Genomic DNA, 17772 nt, shown 5'->3' with positions numbered 1-17772 from the left:
TGATTTCGCCAAATACGAACTTCAACGTGGCGACTGTCTGTTCGCCTGCTTCAGCAACCCGCGAAGCGCATTGCGACTGTGGGCACCGAAGTGGCCCAGCAATTCAGCGATGCGCGCCCGCAGCGCGTCACGCTGACCCTGCATGTCGCGCGCAAGTTCCGGGCCGAGCTGGGCCTCATTCGCGGCGAAGTCGAAATTGGGGTCAGTGACGAATTTCGCCGGCGCCCCTACGACGACGGCCGCGTCGGTCGCCGGGCCGGCGGCGAAAGCTTCAGCAGCGACCACATCGCGGACGTAGATCGGGCTCCAAGGTGGGTAGCGCGCATCGTGCGTGGCATCACGCAGCGCCATTTCGAGTGGTCCGTCGCGCCGCTGGCGGGCGGCGTCCATGACCCAGCGCGTCTGGAACTGCTCCAGCACGAAGTGGCGGTTGCTCTGTAGCACGACCAGACCTTGGCGGTCGACCGGCGCGCCGAGCTGGGCCTTGAGATTGACCCACATCATGTGGCCCAGCGTCGCACCCGGGGCGGCGCTGGCGTGATAGGGCTGCGTCAGGTCCTCGACGTGATGCAGCGCCAGGCCGGCGAAGCGCCAGCCCCAGTAGGCATGGCCCGTCTGCCAGGCCAGCACGGCCAGGCCGCCGTACTGCTGCACGCGCAGTTCGGCAAAGGTGCGCGCGAAGCTGGGCGCCAGCGTATTGAAGATGGCGCCCTGGTGGAAGAAGCCCATGTGGAACGGCGCCTGCGAGCCGATAGCGACGGCTGGGTTGCCGAAGGGCTGCTTGCCGAAGCCGTAGCGCGGGTTGGCCGGGCTGCCCAAGTTGTCGTCGAAGAGATTGAGGTCATGGCCGTAGTCGGGCTCGTCGCAGGCCGAGGCCAGCACGGCCAGCGGCGCAACCTCCTCTCCCGGCCGCAGCGCGACGAAGCGCTGCGTGGCGCCTTTGCCTGGCATGACGACGGAGACTTCATTGAAGTCGATGGTGGGCCGCGCGGACTCGGCGTCGCGCGGATCCACCTGCAGGTAGAGCGCCAGCTTGGACTGCGGCGACAGGCGCAGCGCGCGCAGGAAGGCGGTGCGGCGGTCGGCGTCGCTGCGCTTGGCGTCGGGCACGAAGCGCAGCGCATCCGGGCGCGGCGCGTGGCCTTTGAGATGCTCGCGGGCCCAGGCTTCCTGGGCGTCCAGTGTGCGGGCGATGGCTGCTTCCTGGTCACGCAGGAAATCACCGAGCGGTTCAGCCTTGACGACCGCAGCGCCCGCAACCTCGGGCATGCGCTCGAAGGCTCGGTAGCACATGGGGCTGTGGTTGCCCCATGCCTGCGCGAAGGTGGGCAGCAGGGCCAGCAGGAAAAAGAGGTGGCGCATCGGGCGGCGTGGAAAGCGAAGGCGCAGATTCTGGCCCCGAGCGGCCGAGCAAAGCCTTGCGACCGAATTCACGAGGCCGCTTGTGACCACCCCGTCTCCCGGTGTGCCACGGGCCGGTCAGCCCAGCGCGGCACGCGCAAGATTTGCAGTGCGCAGGTTACGGGCGGGCGCCGCGCAGCAGAAGCTTTGATTGAGGAAGCGGCGCTTCGCGGAAGTTCAAGCGCCGGCCAGCGCGAGTGCCTGCACAACGTCCGCCGGCGCCTGGACCAACTCGATCAGCACGCCCTCCCCGCCGAACGGGAACTGGTCGTTGCCCTTGGGGTGGACGAAGCAGATGTCATGACCGGCCGCGCCGCAGCGTATGCCGCCGGGGGCGAAGCGCAGGCCCTGCGCCTCCAGCCACTGCACGGCGGCGGGGAGGTCGTCGACCCACAGGCCGACGTGATTCAGGGGCGTGGCGTGCACGGCCGGCTTCTTCTCCGGGTCCAGCGGCTGCATCAGGTCCACCTCCACCGCATGGGCGCCCTGCCCCAGCGTGCAGATGTCCTCGTCGACGTTCTCGCGCTCGCTCCTGAAGTTGCCGGTCACCGGCACGCCGAGCAGGTCCACCCACAGGTGGCGAAGCCTGGCCTTGTCGAGGCCGCCGATGGCGATCTGCTGCAGGCCGAGGATCTTGAAAGGTCTTGCGTTGCTCATGGCGATCACAGCTTGAGCCGCCCCCACAGCCAGCCGGTCTTGACGCCGGCCAGCGTGGCGATGGATTGTTGATGGATGTAGGGCAGGCGGCCACCCCAGCCGAAGAAGCGGTCGCGCAGCCAGGGCGCGACGACAGCGTGGGACTGGAACATCGGCGTCAGGCCCTTGCTCGCCTGACCGTAGAAGCGCAGATGGGCGCGGCGGCGCCGGCTGTAGCGCTCGAAGACGCTTGACCATTCATCACCGACTTCGGCCGCCAGTTCATGCGCGTCGATGAGGGCCATGTTGGCGCCCTGCCCCAGCTGCGGGCTCATGCCGTGGGCGCAGTCGCCGATGGCGAGCACGCGGCCGTCGTGCCAGCGGGCCATGTGCACGTCGGCGTAACGGGCCTCGCGGAGTTGTTCAGCGTCGTGCAGCCCGGTGAGCAGTGGCGCCACGTCCGGGAAGAGGTCGGCCATCTGCTGCTTGAGATGATCCAGACCAATGCGGTTCTGCCAGCCGTCCAGCTCGGCCACCGGCAGGCTCCAGAACAGGTTGATGCCGCGCTCGGCATCGTCCGCAGCCGCCTTGCCAACGGGCATGAGCCCGAGCATCTGCGACGCTGATCGAAAGCGCTGGCGCAACTCGATCTGCGGAAAGCCCGGCGGCGCGGGCAGCACGGTCCAGACGGCGCCCCAGGGGAAGAGGCGTGCGCGCTGGCCCACCTTCATGCCCTCACGCAGCCGGGAGAAGCTGCCGTTGGCGAGGATGAGCGCGGTGTGTCGCACGGGCTCGGCGCCGGCCAGGCGCAGGGTCACACCGTCAACGTCCTGCTCGAAACCCTCGACCGCGACGCCGCAATGCCACGGGATGCCCAGCTCGCGCACGCGCTTCCACAGAAGCCCCATCAGCGCGCCGCGCTGCAAGCCCAGGCCGTAGGCCTCGGGGTGAAAGCGCCGGTAGCTCATGTTCAGCACGGCGCGGCCCGAGGGCGTGTCGCCAAACAGCCGGTCCACGCGCACGCCCAGGGCCAGCGCTTCGTCCAGCAGGCCCATCGCCGCCAGCACGCGCTGGCCGGTGGGCTGCAGCAACAGACCGGCGCCGATGGGGCGTGGCTCGGACACGGTCTCGTAAAGCGTGACGGCTATGCCGCGCTCGGCCAGGCGCACGGCTGCGGCGGCGCCGGCCACGCCTGCGCCGACGATGGCGAGGCTGGCCTCAGGCAAAACGCAGGATGGGCTGATCCACCGACAAGCTCTCGCCCGGCTTGGCCAACACCTCGGCCACCGTCACATCCTGCTGTGCAGTGAGGATGTTCTCCATCTTCATGGCCTCGATGACGGCCAGGCGCTCACCCGCCTGCACGGTCTGGCCGACCTGCGCGCCCAGATGAACTAGCAGCCCGGGCATGGGCGACAGCAGCAGCTTGGACGTGTCGGGCGGCGCCTTGTAGGGCATCAGCGCCTGCAACTCGGCCGCGCGCGGGCTCAGCACGGTCAGCTCGACGGAGCGGCCGCCATGGTGGATGCGGTAGGCCAGCGGGTTCTTCGCCGTGCCGCGCTCGGCCTGGGCGGTGAAGGTCAGGCCATTGACGGTGCCGGTGATGCGCACGTCGTTCAGGCGCGAGCGGCTGACGATGCGGTAATCCTTGTCGTCGACCTGCACGCGCGCCTCGCCCATCGCACCGCCGAACTCGCTGATGTGCAGCGCATGACGTTCGCTGCGGCCTTGCCCCAGGTTCACGACAGCGACGTAGTCGTGCTCGATCTGCACCTCGTGGCCACGCAACTGGCCGCTGATGCCGGCCTCGCGCTCGCGGGCTTTGCGGCGGATGAAGCCGGCAAGCGCCACGAGGAAAAGCGGGTCGGCGTGCGGCACGTCCTCGGCCTTGAAGCCGTCGACGTAGTGCTGGGCGATAAAGCCGGTGTTGAAGTCGCCGCTGGCGAAGTCCGGGTGGGCCAGCAGCGCGGCCTGGAAGGGGATGTTGCTGGACACGCCACGGATGACGAAACCGTTCAGCGCCTCGCGCATCTTGCCGATGGCGTCGGCGCGGTCGCGGCCGTGCACGATGAGCTTGGCGATCATCGAGTCGTAGAACATCGGGATCTCGCCGCCTTCGTAGACGCCGGTGTCCACGCGGACGCCGAAGCGGGCCGGCTCACCTTGCTGCATGCTCGTTTCCGGCGGCTGATAACGCACCAGTCGGCCGGTGGACGGCAGGAAGTTGCGGAACGGGTCTTCCGCGTTGATGCGGCATTCGATGGCCCAGCCGTCACGCTTGATGTCGGCCTGGCCGAACGACAGCGGCTCGCCTGCTGCGACGCGGATCATCTGCTCGACGAGGTCCAGCCCCGTGATGCATTCGGTGACCGGGTGCTCCACCTGCAGCCGCGTGTTCATCTCCAGGAAATAGAAGCTCTGGTCCTTGCCGACGACGAACTCCACCGTGCCGGCACTTTGGTAATTGACGGCCTTGGCCAGCGCCACGGCCTGCTCGCCCATCGCCCGGCGCGTGGCCTCGCTGATGAAGGGCGACGGTGCTTCCTCGATGACCTTCTGGTGACGGCGCTGGATGGAGCACTCGCGCTCCCACAGGTAGACGACGTGGCCCAGCGAGTCACCCAGCACCTGGATCTCGATGTGGCGCGGTTCTTCGACGAACTTTTCGATGAAGACGCGGTCGTCGCCAAAGCTGTTGCGCGCCTCGTTGCGGCAGGACGTGAAGCCCTCGAAGGCTTCCTTGTCGTTGAAGGCCACGCGCAGGCCCTTGCCACCGCCACCGGCGCTGGCCTTGATCATGACGGGGTAGCCGATGCGCGCCGCAATGCCCACGGCCTCGTCGGCCGACAGGATGGGCTCGTTGTGGCCGGGGATGGTGTTGACGCCGGCCGCAGTGGCCAGCTTCTTGGACGCGATCTTGTCGCCCATCGCCGCGATGCTGGCGTGCTTGGGGCCGATGAAGACGAGGCCTTCCTCCTCCACCCGGCGCGCGAAGGCCTCGTTCTCGCTGAGGAAGCCGTAGCCGGGGTGGATGGCTTGCGCGCCCGTCTGCTTGGCTGCGGCAATGATCTTGTCAGCGACAAGATAGCTCTCGCGCGACGGAGCCGGGCCGAGCAGCACGGCCTCGTCGGCTAGGTCGACGTGGCGGGCATCCTTGTCGGCCTCGGAGTAGACGGCGACGGTGGCGATACCCATCTTGCGGGCGGTCGCGATCACTCGGCAGGAGATCTCTCCGCGGTTAGCAATCAATATTTTGGTGAACATGCTTTGTCTCACTCAGCAGCAATTCGTGGAAGTCGGGCGAGCAGGTCGCGCCTCGTCGTCGCGCGGATGGGCGCATCAGCCAGGAGGCCCGGCAGCGTCTGGAACACCTCACGCCAGTGCTCGATGACGCGCTTGGCGTCAGCGGGCTTGACGCCGCCCTGCCCGGCCACGCGCATCAGGTCGCCTCGCCCGGGCGCGCGGCCCTCGCCGGCAACGCTGGTGGTGTGCTCACCGCCGGGGCCGAAGGAGAAGGTCAGGTCGAACGCGGGCGACAGGCGCCACTGGCCCGCAGCATCGCGGGTGAAGGCAAAGTTCTTGGCGTGGTCGTCGCGGTTGTGGGCCATCACGTTGAAGACGCAACGCTCGAAGGTCTTCACCACCTCGCGATAGTCACCGGTGACGCGCTGGGTGGCGAGCATCAGCGTCGCATAGTCGAGCGATGGCAGGCGGAAGTCGGCGTCAAGCAGGCCGGCGAGGCTCAGCAAAGGCACACGCTGTTCGCCGCCGGGCGCGGCCACGCGGTCGAAGCGGCGGGTGCCGAAAGCAGCATGCGGTTTGGGCAAGGCCAGATAGGCAGTGGCGGGCATGGCTACGCCACCGTGGCGCGCCAGGTCGGCGTAGGCCTGCTCGATGGCACAGGCTTCCGCGTGTTCACCGGGCGCAGGGAACTTGACGAGGATGGGTTCTCCCAAATCTTCAAAGGCGCCCGGCCCGTCTGCCCACCACTGCCGGTTGCGCCAGCGCAGCAGTGCCTTCGGCCTCGCGCCTTGAGCCGAGCCGCCGAGGCGAAACAGGCGCTGCAGCTGCTGCTCGGGGCTGTGCAAGCCTTCGTCGGCCAGCACGGCGGCCGTGTCGAGCGCGAGCCGCTCCAGCGTCAGCGCGGGCCAGGCCTCGGTGCCTGCATCGTCAGCGGGCTCGAAGGCCAGCGCGCCGGGTGCGCGGTCACCCACCATCGCGAGCCGGTCCAGCACGGAGACGGTGCGCGGGTCCTGCCCACGGCGGCGCAGGGCGCGGTCCATCAGCAGCAGGCCCCAGCCGTCGGGCAGCGCGTCGGCGATGAAGCCGGGCAGGCCGTGGCTGTGAGCAGGACCGCTCACGGCCAAGGGCTGAGCGCCTGGGTGCGGCAGTGGCGCGCGCAGGGGTGACGCCTCAACGCCGCGCGAGATGGCTTCGGGCGAGAACTCGAACAGCAGCCTCCCGCCCGTGTCGGCCAGCGTGCCCAGCGGCAGGCGCTCGCCCCAGCCGAGGTCGACGACACGCAACTTGGCCAACGTCATTTGGCCGCCCCCTCGGCGCGACGGCTGGCACGGCGGCGGGCTGGGGTGCCGGCCATTGCCTCGGCCTGCGCGATGCTGGTCAGCGCGGGAAGTTCGAACAAGGATCCCAGGCCATCTGCCGCCTGCAGCGCCTGTGCCACCCGCACCACCATCTCCAGGCTGCCCTGCCCACTGGCCTCCAGCCGCCGCACAGCAGACAGCGAGCAACCCGCACGCGCCGCCAGTTCGGCCTGGCCGAAATTGCGCACCAGGCGCAGCGCACGCAGGCGCTCGCCCAGTTGGGCGCAGACGATGGGAGCGGGCAGGAGGTCGATCATCAATGGTTCACCAATGAATCTTTAAGGCGTATTTTTGCATTCAATCGTTCAAATACGAACGTTTATTGAAATCGGCTATGCATCACTTTTCCGACGCCAGCAGCCTCTTGCGCTGCTCGGTGAAGTGCCACCACGGCTGGGCCGGGCCGCCGTTCATGAAGTCGCGAGCCGCCATGAAGGTGTCCAGCACGCAGGGGTCGTGGCGCTGGCCCGTCGGGCCGCGCAGGCGGTCATAGGTCCTGAAGGGGTCCATCGCCTTGACGTGCGCGGGCGTCGTGAGGCCCAAGCCCACCAGGTCGGCGGCCATCGCCTTGCCGATGTTGGGGATGTCCGTGAGTTGCCGCGCTTCGGCGGCGCAAACCGCTTTGCTCATGACGTCACAGCGGAATGTTCCCGTGCTTGCGCCACGGGTTCTCCAGCTTCTTGTCCTTGAGCATCGACAGGCTGCGGCAAATGCGCTTGCGGGTCTCGTGCGGCTGGATCACGTCGTCGATGAAGCCGCGGCTGCCGGCCACGAAGGGGTTGGCGAAGCGGGCCTTGTATTCGGCTTCGCGCTCGGCCAGCTTGGCCGGGTCCTTCTTGTCCTCGCGGAAGATGATCTCCACCGCGCCCTTGGCGCCCATCACGGCGATCTCGGCGTTAGGCCAGGCGAAGTTCACGTCGCCGCGCAGGTGCTTGGAAGCCATCACGTCATACGCGCCGCCGTAGGCCTTGCGGGTGATGACGGTGATCTTGGGCACCGTCGCTTCGGCGTAGGCGTAGAGCAGCTTGGCGCCGTGCTTGATGATGCCGCCGTACTCCTGAGCAGTGCCGGGCATGAAGCCGGGCACGTCGACGAAGGTGACGACCGGGATGCTGAAGGCGTCGCAGAAACGCACAAAGCGCGCGGCCTTGATGCTGCTCTTGATGTCCAGGCAGCCGGCCAGGACCAGCGGCTGGTTGGCGACGATGCCCACCGTCTGGCCCTCCATGCGCGCAAAGCCGGTGACGATGTTTTTTGCGTAGTCGGGCTGCAGCTCGAAGAAGTCGCCGTCGTCCACGACCTTGAGGATCAGCTCCTTGATGTCGTAGGGCTTGTTGGCGTTCTCGGGCACCAGCGTGTCCAGCGAGTAATCCAGCCGCGCTGCCGGGTCGCCGCTCGGGCGGCATGGCGCCTTCTCGCGGTTGGACAGCGGCAGGTAGTTGAAGAAGCGGCGCAGCATCAGCAGCGCCTCCACGTCGTTCTCGAACGACAGGTCGGCCACGCCGCTGCGACAGTTGTGCGTGGTGGCGCCGCCCAGTTCCTCGGCCGTCACTTCCTCATGCGTCACGGTCTTCACGACCTCGGGGCCGGTGACGAACATGTAGCTGCTGTCCCTCACCATGAAGATGAAGTCGGTCATGGCTGGTGAGTAAACCGCGCCGCCGGCGCAGGGGCCCATGATCATGCTGATCTGTGGGATGACGCCGGAGGCCATTACGTTGCGCTGGAAGACGTCGGCATAACCGCCCAACGAGGCGACACCTTCCTGGATGCGCGCGCCGCCTGAGTCGTTGAGGCCGATGACCGGGGCGCCGACCTTCATGGCCTGGTCCATCACCTTGCATATTTTCTCGGCGTGGGCTTCGCTGAGCGCACCGCCGAAGACGGTGAAGTCCTGGCTGAAGGCGAAGGCGAGGCGGCCGTTGATCATGCCGTAGCCGGTGACGACGCCGTCGCCGGGGATCTTGTTGCCTTCCATGCCGAAGTCCACGCAGCGGTGCTCGACGAACATGTCCCATTCCTCGAAGCTGCCTTCGTCGAAAAGGATTTCCAGCCGCTCACGCGCGGTGAGCTTGCCCTTGGCGTGCTGGGCGGCAATGCGCTTCTCGCCACCGCCGAGCCGGGCGCGGGCGCGCTTGGCTTCGAGCGCTTGCAGGATGTCTTGCATGGTCGGAGGTCTCAGAAGGGGAAGTTGATCTCCACGCCGTTGCCGGCGGGGTCTTGCAGGAAGAACTGGTGCTGGCGCGTCAGCTCCGAGCGCGACTCATGGAAGGTGACGCCCATGGCGGCGAGGTGCGCAGCCATCGCCTTGTAATCGGTGCCGTAGAAGGCGGTGTGGTCGAAGGTCGTCGGTGCGGCGGGATTCATCGGGCCGCGCACCGTCTCGTTAGCTCGCTGCGTGGACAGGTGAACGATGGGGTGGCCGCCGGCGAAAAGCCAGAAGCCGTCGCTGTCGAAATCGGGCCGAGGGCCGACCGTGAGGCCAAGCACGTCGCGGTAAAAGTCGCGCAACGTGGCCAGCAGTTCGGCGGGTGCGCGCAGGTTGATGTGATGCAGGCCAGTGATCATGAAGAGCTCCGAAGCTGAAAGGCCGCCAGCAACTGACGTGCCGCGGTGGATGCAGGCGTGCGGCCGTCGCGCACGTCGGCCGTGGCGGCCTGCAGACGCGCGGCCATGCCGGGGTGGGTGATGAAGGCCTGGCGCAGGCCGGCCTGGAGGCGTTCCCACATCCAGGCGAGGGATTGCTCGCGGCGCTTGGCGCCCCAAGCGCCGCTCGCCTGGCGCTCGTCGCGCTGGGCACTGATGGCATCCCACAGCGGCGCGATGCCGTCGGCCTTCAGCGCACTGACCTGCAGCACGCGCGGCGCGGTGGGCGCATGCGTGGGCAGCAGCCGCAGCGCAGATGTGATCTGGGCCTGCGCGCGCATGGCGGCGGCCGGGTCGAGGTCGGCCTTGTTGACGACGACGAGGTCGGCGAGTTCCATGACGCCCTTCTTGATCGCCTGCAGATCGTCGCCCGCGTTGGGCAGTTGCAGCAGCAGGTAGAGGTCGGTCATGCCGGCCACGGCGGTCTCGCTCTGGCCGACGCCCACGGTCTCGACGATGACGATGTCATAGCCCGCAGCCTCGCACAGCAGCATGGCCTCACGCGTCTTCTCGGCCACACCGCCCAGCGTGCCGCTGCTGGGGCTGGGCCGGATGAAGGCGCGTGTGTCCATGGAAAGCTTTTCCATGCGCGTCTTGTCGCCCAGGATGGCGCCCCCGGACACGCTGCTGGACGGGTCGACCGTCAGCACCGCGACGCGATGGCCGCGCTCGAGCAGCAGCAGGCCGAAGGCTTCGATGAAGGTGCTCTTGCCCACGCCAGGCACGCCGGAGATGCCCAGCCGCAGCGCGGCGCCGGTGGCGGACATTAGCGCCGTCAACAGCGCGTCGGCCTGCTCGCGGTGGTCGGCGCGCGTGGACTCGACCAGCGTGATGGCCTTGGCCAGCGCGCGGCGCTCGCCGGCCTGCAGGCGCTCGGCCAGGCTCATGCGCCAGGCTCCCAACGGTATTCGATGTCGAACTCTTGCTCCGCGACAACCTGAAAACCGTGGCTACGGTAGAAGGCGTTCGCGCGGCTCTCGCGCAGCGCACCCAGCGTGATCGGCAGGCCCCGCGCCTTGATCTGGTTGATCACCCAGGCGCCGACGCCCTGCCCTTGCGCGTCAGGCCGCAGGTACAGGTGATGCAGGCGTAACTCGCCCGCGCGCGGCTCGACGGTGAAGTAGCCGATACGCTCTCCATCCACCAGCAGGTGCTGCATCCACTCCGGGCGGAACAGTATCTTCAGCCGCGCGCGCTGGGTGTCAGGATCGAAGCGGCCCAGCCGCTCCAGGCTCTCGCGCAATGCCTCGATGCGGATCACCAGCATCGACTCGAAGTCCTCAGGCAGCACGGCTTGCAGCTCGACGCTCGGCATTTCAGAGAATCTCGAACGCCCGGCCATCGGCCAGGCGGTAACGGGAGAAGTCGCGCACATCCATCGTCATCACCTGCGTGACCCCAGCCTCAGACGCCAGCCAGACCAAGGTGGCGTCAGCAAAGTCCATCTCGGTGCGAGGCCATTCGGTGTAGCGAGCCATCAGGTCGGCGATGTCCGGGAGCTGCGAGACGTCGAAGGGGAACACCGCCACCGCGCCTGCAGCCACCCAGCTGAGCAGTCGCTGGTTGGCGGCAGGCTTCAGAAAGTGGCTGGCCTCGACCACGCAGGGCCAAGTCGTCGTCAGCATCCAGCCCTGCGGCAGCAATTGCGCGTAATGCCGGTGGGCGACGCTCGTCGGATCGAACAGCGCGATCAGCGGGCCTGCGTCGATGAGGGCTGCGTTCAAGCGGCCGGCTCCTCGCCGGCCGGCGGCCACGGTTCGCCGCGTTGCTTGGCTTGCTGATAGGCGAGCCAGTCCGCCGCTTCGGCGTCGTGTTTGCCTTGCAGCTTGACGCGTAGTGGCTGCGCTGCTTGTGACGCGTCGGTGTCAGCCGCGTGGTAGGTGGCAGCTTGTTCCATCACCTGTTGGTAGAGCGCGGCGGGGTCCTTGCGGCCCAGTGCGCGTTCCACCGCCTCGATGATGAACTGCGACTTGGTCACGCCCTTGCGCTTGGCGGCCAGTTCGAGTTCCTTTTCCATCAGCGGGTCCATGCGGACAGATACGGCCATGGCGATCTCCTGAAATACGGTATTACCGTATCACAAAGCACGGCGGATGTGTTCGAGGACATCCTTGGCGCTGGCCGGGATCGGCGTGCCCGGGCCGTAGACGCCCTTGACGCCAGCGGCATGGAGGAAGTCGTAGTCCTGCGCCGGGATGACGCCGCCGACGAAGACGATGATGTCGTCGGCGCCCTGCTTCTTCAGCTCTTCGATGATGGCCGGCACCAGTGTCTTGTGCCCGGCGGCGAGCGTCGACACACCTACCGCATGCACATCGTTCTCGATGGCCTGGCGGGCGCATTCCTCGGGGGTCTGGAACAGCGGGCCGATGTCGACGTCGAAGCCGAGGTCGGCGAAGGCGGTGGCGACGACCTTGGCGCCGCGGTCGTGGCCGTCCTGGCCCAGCTTGGCGATCATCACGCGCGGGCGGCGGCCGTGTTCGTCGCCAAAGGCGGCGATCTCACCCTGCAGCTTGGCCCAGCCTTCGGCCGAGTCGTAGGCCGCCGCGTAGACGCCGCTGACCTTGTGCGTGTCGGCGCGGTGGCGGCCGTAGACGGCTTCGAGCGCGTCCGACACCTCGCCCACCGTCGCCCGTAGGCGCACGGCGTTGATGCTCAGGTCCAGCAGATTGCCCTCGCCGGTTTCGGCGGCCTGCGTCAGTGCGGCCAGTGCCAACTGGACAGTGGCGGTGTCGCGCGTGGCCTTGATTTTTTTGAGCCGCTCTATCTGCCCGTCCCTCACCTTGACGTTGTCCACGTCAAGGATGTCGATGGGGTCTTCCTTGGCCAGCTTGTACTTGTTGACGCCGACGATCACGTCCGCACCCGAGTCGATGCGCGCCTGCTTCTCGGCGGCACTCGCCTCGATCTTCAGCTTGGCCCAGCCGGAGTCCACCGCCTTCGTCATGCCGCCCATCGCGTCGACTTCCTCGATCAGCGCCCAGGCCTGGTCGGCCATGTCCTGGGTCAGCTTCTCCATCATGTAGCTGCCGGCCCAAGGGTCGATCACGCTCGTGATGTGGGTCTCTTCCTGGATGATGAGCTGGGTGTTGCGCGCGATGCGGCTGCTGAACTCGGTGGGCAGCGCGATGGCTTCATCGAGCGAGTTGGTGTGCAGGGACTGCGTACCGCCGAACACGGCGGCCATGGCTTCGATGGTGGTGCGCACGACGTTGTTGTATGGGTCCTGTGCGGTCAGGCTCCATCCCGAGGTCTGGCAGTGGGTGCGCAGCATCAGGCTTTTCGGGCTCGTCGCGCCGAAGCCTTTCATGATGCGGGTCCACAGCAACCGGGCCGCGCGCATCTTGGCGATCTCGAGATAGAAGTTCATCCCGATGGCCCAGAAGAAGGACAGACGCGGCGCAAAGTCGTCCACCGGCAGGCCCTTGGCCATCGCCGTCTTCACATACTCCTTGCCGTCGGCGAGCGTGAAGGCCAGTTCCAGCGCCTGGGTCGCCCCCGCCTCCTGCATGTGATAGCCGGAGATGCTGATCGAGTTGAACTTCGGCATCTTCTGCGCCGTGTATTCGATGATGTCGCCCACGATCCTCATCGACGGCGCCGGCGGGTAGATGTAGGTGTTGCGGACCATGAACTCCTTGAGGATGTCGTTCTGGATGGTTCCGGCCAATTTGTCCTGCGACACGCCCTGCTCTTCCGCCGCGACGACGTAGCCGGCCAGCACCGGCAGCACCGCGCCGTTCATGGTCATGCTGACGCTGACGGTGTCGAGCGGAATGCCGTCGAACAGGATCTTCATGTCCTCCACCGAGTCGATGGCGACACCCGCCTTGCCGACGTCACCGGTCACGCGCGGGTGGTCGCTGTCATAGCCGCGGTGGGTCGCCAGGTCGAAGGCGACTGACACGCCCTGGCCACCGGCGGCGAGCGCCTTGCGATAGAAGGCGTTGCTCTCCTCGGCGGTCGAGAAGCCGGCGTATTGGCGGATCGTCCACGGCCGTGCCGCGTACATGGTGGCCTGCGGGCCGCGCAGGAAGGGCTCGAAGCCGGGCAGCGTGTCCGCGTGCTGCAGGCCGGCGGTGTCGACTGCTGTGTACAGGGGCTTAACGACCAGGCCCTCAGGCGTGACCCAGTTCAGCGCGCCCACATCGCCGCCGGGGGCGGACTTGGCGGCGGCTGCAGCCCACTGCTCCAGAGAGGCAGTCTTGAACTCCGGGGCGTCCCCGGCGCGGCTGGCGTCCGACATCTGAAATCTCCTGAAGCTGGCGCGCATCTTAGCCGACGGCGTTATTCATAATTATAAATTCAGATTGACACTACACTTTGCCGCATGACTGCAATGCCCTCGCTTGCGCCGCGCGCCCTCTATCAAGAGGTGGCTGAGCGGCTGCGCCAGCAGATTTTTGCGCGCGAGCTCGAACCGGGCAGCTGGATCGACGAGCTCAAGCTCTGCGGCGAATTCGGCATCAGCCGCACGCCGCTGCGCGAGGCGCTGAAGGTGTTGGCCGCCGAGGGGCTGGTGACGATGAAGGTTCGGCGCGGCGCCTACGTGACGGAAATGTCCGAGCGCGATGTGCGTGAGGCGTATCAACTGCTCTCGCTGCTGGAAAGTGACGCGGCGGCTCAAGTGGCGGCGCACGCGGACGATAACGAGCTGCGCGAGCTGCAGCAGTTGCACGACGTACTGGAGTCGCAAGTGGGGCAGCGCGACGCGTTCTTCGCCGCCAACGAGCGCTTTCATCTGCGGCTGCTGGAGATCGAAGGCAACCGCTGGCGGGTGCAGATCGTCACGGACCTGCGGCGCGTCATGAAGCTCAACCGCCACCACTCGTTGTTTAAGCAAGGTCGGCTGGCGGAGTCTTTGGCGGAGCATCGGGCGTTGATGCAGGCGCTGCTGCAACGCCAACCGGAAACGGCTGCGATGCAATTGCGCATGCATTTTCAGAACGGCCTCGCGGCGGCCACGCCGCCGGAATCCGCAGCGGTCTGAAGTCACGCTTCAGCCGCTCGGTTGCGAGGTCAGGGGGAATGACCTTGCTTATGCAGTGATCGCCAAGCCGGCGCTTTTCTAGCATTCCGGCACGAACAGTCGACGCTCCGCGAGTTACATCCGCTCAAGTTTGTAAACCAGCGTCCGAAAATCGACTGAAGGCCGCGGCACAGCTTGATCACACCCCGTTTCTGCGCCCGCACGACGACTTGTCTTGCGGGCGCCTTGACAGGTGCACAAGCCCCCACGGTGCACGTACCTAAATGATTTCGCTCCAGGAGCAGACGATGGCTTCACTGATTACCAATCTGACCACGGCACAAGTCGCCGCACTCTCGACAAGCACCTTGTCGCGGCTGACCAGCGAGGATTGGGTCGCCTTCTCCACGGAGCAGTTCCAGGCTCTGACGACGTCACAGTTCGCGTCATTCACCACACGCGCCGTGACGAACTTCACGACCGCGCAGATGGGGGTGATCGAGAGCCAGGACTTGCGGGCGTTGAACACGGGCTCCATCCGCAGCCTGAACACCGCGCAGCTTGAAGCGCTGGGGTCCGAGCAGATCGGCGCGATGGGCACCAACCAGGTCGGCGTGCTGACCACGGCCCAGGTGGCCAGCCTGTCGAGCGACGACCTGAACGCACTCGAAACGGCGCAGTTCCGCGCGCTGGGCACGTCGCAGATCGCCGCGCTGTCCACGTCGCAGGTCTCCACGCTGGAGAGCGCCGACGTCGCCGCGCTGAGCACCGGCCAGATCCTCGCGCTGAACTCGTCGCAGCTCGGCGCGCTGGCTACCGAGAACATCGCCGCGCTGGAAACCAACCAGGTTGCCGCGCTGAACTCGCGCCAGGTTGCTGGCCTGAGCACCGATCAGATCGCCGCGCTGGAAACGCAAGACCTGCGTGCCATGAACACCGCCGCTCTGCGCGCGCTGAGCACCGCCCAGCTCGAAGCGCTGGGCTCTGCCCAGATCGGCGCGCTGAGCACGCAGCAAGTCGCCTCGCTGACCACCCAGCAGGTGGCCGGCCTCGTCAGCGATGACCTGAACGCGCTGGAGAGCGCTCAGATCCGCGCCTTGAACACCGCGCAAATCGGCGCGCTGTCGACCGGCCAGATCTCCACGCTGGAGAGCGCCGACGTCGCCGCGCTGAGCACCGGCCAGATCCTTGCGCTGAACTCGTCGCAGCTCGGCGCGCTGGCCACCGAGAACATCGCCGCGCTGGAAACCAACCAGGTTGCCGCGCTGAACTCGCGCCAGGTCGCCGGCCTGACCACCGATCAGATCGCCGCGCTGGAAACGCAAGACCTGCGTGCCATGAACACGGCCGCACTGCGCGCGCTGAGCACCGCCCAACTCGAAGCCCTGGGCTCTGCCCAGATCGGCGCTCTGAGCACGCAGCAAGTCACCTCGCTGACGACCCAGCAAGTGAACGGCTTGGTGAGCGATGACCTGAATGCACTGGAAACCGCACAGATCCGCGCGCTGAACACCGCGCAGATCGGCGCACTGACCACCTCACAAGTCTCCACGATGGAGAGCGCTGACGTGGCTGCGCTCAGCACGGGCCAAGTCGGCGCCATGAACTCGTCGCAACTCGGCGCACTGTCCACCGAGAACATCGTCGCGCTGGAAACCAACCAGGTCGCCACGATCAGCTCGCGCCAGGTCGCCGGCCTGACGACCGACCAGATGGGCGCTCTGGAAACGCAAGATCTGCGCGCCATGAACACGGCCGCCCTGCGCACGCTGAGCACCGCGCAGCTCGAAGCGCTGGGCTCCGCCCAGATCGGCGCGCTGAGCACGCAGCAAGTCGCCTCGCTGACGACCGCCCAGGTCAACAGCCTGAGCAGTGACGACCTGAACGCGCTGGACAGCGCCCAGATCCGCGCGCTGAGCACCGCGCAGATCGGCTCGCTGACGACCAGCCAAGTCTCCACGATGGAAAGCGCCGACGTGGCTGCGCTCAGCACGGGCCAAGTCGGCGCCATGAACTCGTCGCAGCTCGGCGCGCTGGCCACGGCCAACATTGCCGCGCTGGAGACCAACCAGCTTGCCGCGATCAACTCGCGCCAGGTGGCGGGCTTGACGACGGACCAGATGGCCGCCATCGAGACGCAAGACCTGCGCGCCATGAACACCGCCGCCCTGCGCGCGCTGAGCACCGCTCAGCTCGAAGCGCTGGGCTCCGCCCAGATCGGCGCGCTGAGCACGCAGCAAGTTGCCTCGCTAACGACCCAGCAGGTCAACAGTCTGAGCAGTGATGACCTGAACGCGCTGGACAGCGCCCAGATCCGCGCGCTGAACACTGCACAAATCGGCGCACTGCCCACCTCGCAAGTCTCCACAATGGAGAGCGCTGATGTGGCTGCACTCAGCACGGGCCAAATGACCGCGCTGAGCTCGTCGCAGCTGGGTGCGCTGGCTACCGAGAACATCGCTGCGCTGGAGACCAGCCAGGTCGCCGCACTTGCCTCACGCCAGGTCACCGCGCTGGGCACCGACCAGATGGGCGCCCTGGAGACGCAAGACTTGCGTGCCATGAACACGGCAGCACTGCGTGCGCTGAGCACCGCGCAGCTGGAAGCGCTGGGCTCCGCCCAGATCGGCGCGCTGAGCACGCAGCAAGTCGCCTCGCTGACGACGCAGCAAGTCAACGGCCTGGTGAGCGATGACCTGAACGCGCTGGACAGCGCCCAGATCCGCGCGCTGAACACAGCGCAGATCGGCGCACTGACCACCTCGCAGGTCTCCACGATGGAGAGCGCCGACGTCGCCGCGCTCAGCACGGGTCAAGTGACCGCGCTGAGCTCGTCGCAGCTGGGTGCACTGTCCACTGAGAACATCGCTGCGCTGGAAACCAATCAGGTCGCCGCGCTCGCCTCACGCCAGGTCACCGCGCTGGGCACCGACCAGATGGGCGCCCTGGAAACGCAAGACCTGCGTGCCATGAACACGGCAGCGCTGCGTGCGCTGAGCACCGCGCAGTTGGAAGCGCTCGGCTCCGCCCAGATCGGCGCGCTGAGCACCCAGCAAGTCGCCTCGCTGACGACCCAGCAGGTGGCCGGTTTGGTGAGCGATGACCTGAACGCGCTGGAAACGGCACAGATCCGCGCGCTGAACACCGCGCAGATCAGCTCGCTGACGACCAGCCAGGTCTCGACGATGGAAAGCGCTGACGTCGCTGCCCTGAGCACCGGCCAGATCCTCGCGATGAATTCGTCGCAGCTTGGCGCGCTGGCCACGGCCAACATCGCCGCGCTGGAGACCAACCAGCTCGCTGCGATCAATTCGCGCCAGGTCGCCGGCCTGACGACCGACCAGATCGCCGCCATCGAGACGCAAGACCTGCGCGCGATGAGCACCGCCGCGTTGCGCGCGCTGAGCACCGCCCAGATCGAAGCACTCGACTCCGCCCAGATCGGCGCATTGAGCACACAGCAGGTCGCAGCGCTGACCAGCACGCCGCAAATCGTCGGCCTGGTCAGCGAAGACTTGA

15 protein-coding genes and 1 pseudogene are annotated in these 17772 nt (G+C 67.1%); 2 read left to right on the top strand and 14 right to left on the bottom strand.

Annotated features, from left to right (window positions below; genetic code table 11):
- Positions 1-21: 21 nt before the first annotated feature.
- From ABIS05_RS11550 to scpA, 14 genes are all read right to left on the bottom strand, one after another.
- Positions 22-1362: a hypothetical protein gene (locus ABIS05_RS11550; RefSeq protein WP_348012397.1), complete on the bottom strand. Its 1341-nt coding sequence runs from the start codon at positions 1360-1362 to the stop codon at positions 22-24.
- Between the two features lie 216 nt (positions 1363-1578).
- Positions 1579-2058: a VOC family protein gene (locus ABIS05_RS11545; RefSeq protein ID WP_348012396.1), complete on the bottom strand. Its 480-nt coding sequence runs from the start codon at positions 2056-2058 to the stop codon at positions 1579-1581.
- A gap of 5 nt (positions 2059-2063) precedes the next feature.
- Positions 2064-3263 (bottom strand): NAD(P)/FAD-dependent oxidoreductase, encoded by a 1200-nt coding sequence (locus ABIS05_RS11540; protein ID WP_348012395.1) that lies wholly within the window; start codon positions 3261-3263, stop codon positions 2064-2066.
- The gene (locus tag ABIS05_RS11535) at positions 3256-5301 is read right to left on the bottom strand and encodes an acetyl/propionyl/methylcrotonyl-CoA carboxylase subunit alpha (protein WP_348012394.1); all 2046 of its coding nucleotides are present in this window, start codon (positions 5299-5301) and stop codon (positions 3256-3258) included. Before ABIS05_RS11535 ends, ABIS05_RS11540 begins: the two co-directional genes overlap by 8 nt.
- 8 nt (positions 5302-5309) lie before the next feature.
- Positions 5310-6578, bottom strand: a complete 1269-nt coding sequence (locus ABIS05_RS11530; RefSeq protein WP_348012393.1) for a type II toxin-antitoxin system HipA family toxin — start codon at positions 6576-6578, stop codon at positions 5310-5312.
- Positions 6575-6895, bottom strand: coding sequence for a helix-turn-helix transcriptional regulator (locus ABIS05_RS11525; RefSeq protein WP_348012392.1), 321 nt, complete (start codon positions 6893-6895; stop codon positions 6575-6577). Before ABIS05_RS11525 ends, ABIS05_RS11530 begins: the two co-directional genes overlap by 4 nt.
- 82 nt (positions 6896-6977) lie before the next feature.
- Positions 6978-7268, bottom strand: coding sequence for a helix-hairpin-helix domain-containing protein (locus tag ABIS05_RS11520; protein WP_348012391.1), 291 nt, complete (start codon positions 7266-7268; stop codon positions 6978-6980).
- Between the two features lie 4 nt (positions 7269-7272).
- Positions 7273-8805 carry an acyl-CoA carboxylase subunit beta gene (locus ABIS05_RS11515; protein ID WP_348012390.1) on the bottom strand — a complete coding sequence of 511 codons (1533 nt, stop codon included), beginning with the start codon at positions 8803-8805 and terminating at the stop codon, positions 7273-7275.
- An 11-nt stretch (positions 8806-8816) separates the two neighbouring features.
- Complete coding sequence (locus tag ABIS05_RS11510; protein WP_348012389.1) at positions 8817-9206, bottom strand: VOC family protein; 390 nt, start codon at positions 9204-9206, stop codon at positions 8817-8819.
- Positions 9203-10171: a methylmalonyl Co-A mutase-associated GTPase MeaB gene (gene meaB, locus ABIS05_RS11505; RefSeq protein WP_348012388.1), complete on the bottom strand. Its 969-nt coding sequence runs from the start codon at positions 10169-10171 to the stop codon at positions 9203-9205. Before meaB ends, ABIS05_RS11510 begins: the two co-directional genes overlap by 4 nt.
- Positions 10168-10599 (bottom strand): GNAT family N-acetyltransferase, encoded by a 432-nt coding sequence (locus tag ABIS05_RS11500; RefSeq protein WP_348012387.1) that lies wholly within the window; start codon positions 10597-10599, stop codon positions 10168-10170. The genes meaB and ABIS05_RS11500 overlap by 4 nt, the downstream gene beginning before the upstream one ends.
- Position 10600: 1 nt before the next feature.
- Positions 10601-11008: a PIN domain-containing protein gene (locus ABIS05_RS11495; RefSeq protein ID WP_348012386.1), complete on the bottom strand. Its 408-nt coding sequence runs from the start codon at positions 11006-11008 to the stop codon at positions 10601-10603.
- Complete coding sequence (locus ABIS05_RS11490; protein WP_348012385.1) at positions 11005-11331, bottom strand: CopG family transcriptional regulator; 327 nt, start codon at positions 11329-11331, stop codon at positions 11005-11007. The genes ABIS05_RS11495 and ABIS05_RS11490 overlap by 4 nt, the downstream gene beginning before the upstream one ends.
- Positions 11332-11361: 30 nt before the next feature.
- Positions 11362-13530, bottom strand: a complete 2169-nt coding sequence (gene scpA, locus ABIS05_RS11485) for a methylmalonyl-CoA mutase (RefSeq protein WP_348012384.1) — start codon at positions 13528-13530, stop codon at positions 11362-11364.
- Positions 13531-13614: 84 nt separating this feature from the next.
- On the opposite strand from scpA, the gene ABIS05_RS11480 reads away from it, so the two are divergent.
- A complete protein-coding gene (locus ABIS05_RS11480) occupies positions 13615-14274 on the top strand; it encodes a GntR family transcriptional regulator (protein ID WP_348012383.1) in 660 nt (219 codons plus the stop codon).
- 287 nt (positions 14275-14561) lie between these two features.
- Positions 14562-17772: pseudogene (locus ABIS05_RS11475) on the top strand (heme utilization protein); the annotation flags it as partial.

The sequence above is a fragment of the Roseateles sp. genome (genome assembly GCF_039929605.1).
GTDB lineage: Bacteria > Pseudomonadota > Gammaproteobacteria > Burkholderiales > Burkholderiaceae_C > Pelomonas.
The sequence above is the reverse complement of the archived record's forward strand: the minus strand, read 5'-3'. Positions and strand labels throughout refer to the sequence as shown.

Bases quoted from the DNA above. Each gene is read 5' to 3' on its own strand.
- ABIS05_RS11550 (WP_348012397.1), bottom strand. From the start codon at position 1,362: ATGCGCCACCTCTTTTTCCTGCTGGCCCTGCTGCCCACCTTCGCGCAG.
- ABIS05_RS11545 (WP_348012396.1), bottom strand. From the start codon at position 2,058: ATGAGCAACGCAAGACCTTTCAAGATCCTCGGCCTGCAGCAGATCGCC.
- ABIS05_RS11535 (WP_348012394.1), bottom strand. From the start codon at position 5,301: ATGTTCACCAAAATATTGATTGCTAACCGCGGAGAGATCTCCTGCCGA.
- ABIS05_RS11530 (WP_348012393.1), bottom strand. From the start codon at position 6,578: ATGACGTTGGCCAAGTTGCGTGTCGTCGACCTCGGCTGGGGCGAGCGC.
- ABIS05_RS11525 (WP_348012392.1), bottom strand. From the start codon at position 6,895: ATGATCGACCTCCTGCCCGCTCCCATCGTCTGCGCCCAACTGGGCGAG.
- ABIS05_RS11520 (WP_348012391.1), bottom strand. From the start codon at position 7,268: ATGAGCAAAGCGGTTTGCGCCGCCGAAGCGCGGCAACTCACGGACATC.
- ABIS05_RS11515 (WP_348012390.1), bottom strand. From the start codon at position 8,805: ATGCAAGACATCCTGCAAGCGCTCGAAGCCAAGCGCGCCCGCGCCCGG.
- ABIS05_RS11510 (WP_348012389.1), bottom strand. From the start codon at position 9,206: ATGATCACTGGCCTGCATCACATCAACCTGCGCGCACCCGCCGAACTG.
- meaB (WP_348012388.1), bottom strand. From the start codon at position 10,171: ATGAGCCTGGCCGAGCGCCTGCAGGCCGGCGAGCGCCGCGCGCTGGCC.
- ABIS05_RS11500 (WP_348012387.1), bottom strand. From the start codon at position 10,599: ATGCCGAGCGTCGAGCTGCAAGCCGTGCTGCCTGAGGACTTCGAGTCG.
- ABIS05_RS11490 (WP_348012385.1), bottom strand. From the start codon at position 11,331: ATGGCCGTATCTGTCCGCATGGACCCGCTGATGGAAAAGGAACTCGAA.
- scpA (WP_348012384.1), bottom strand. From the start codon at position 13,530: ATGTCGGACGCCAGCCGCGCCGGGGACGCCCCGGAGTTCAAGACTGCC.
- ABIS05_RS11480 (WP_348012383.1), top strand. From the start codon at position 13,615: ATGACTGCAATGCCCTCGCTTGCGCCGCGCGCCCTCTATCAAGAGGTG.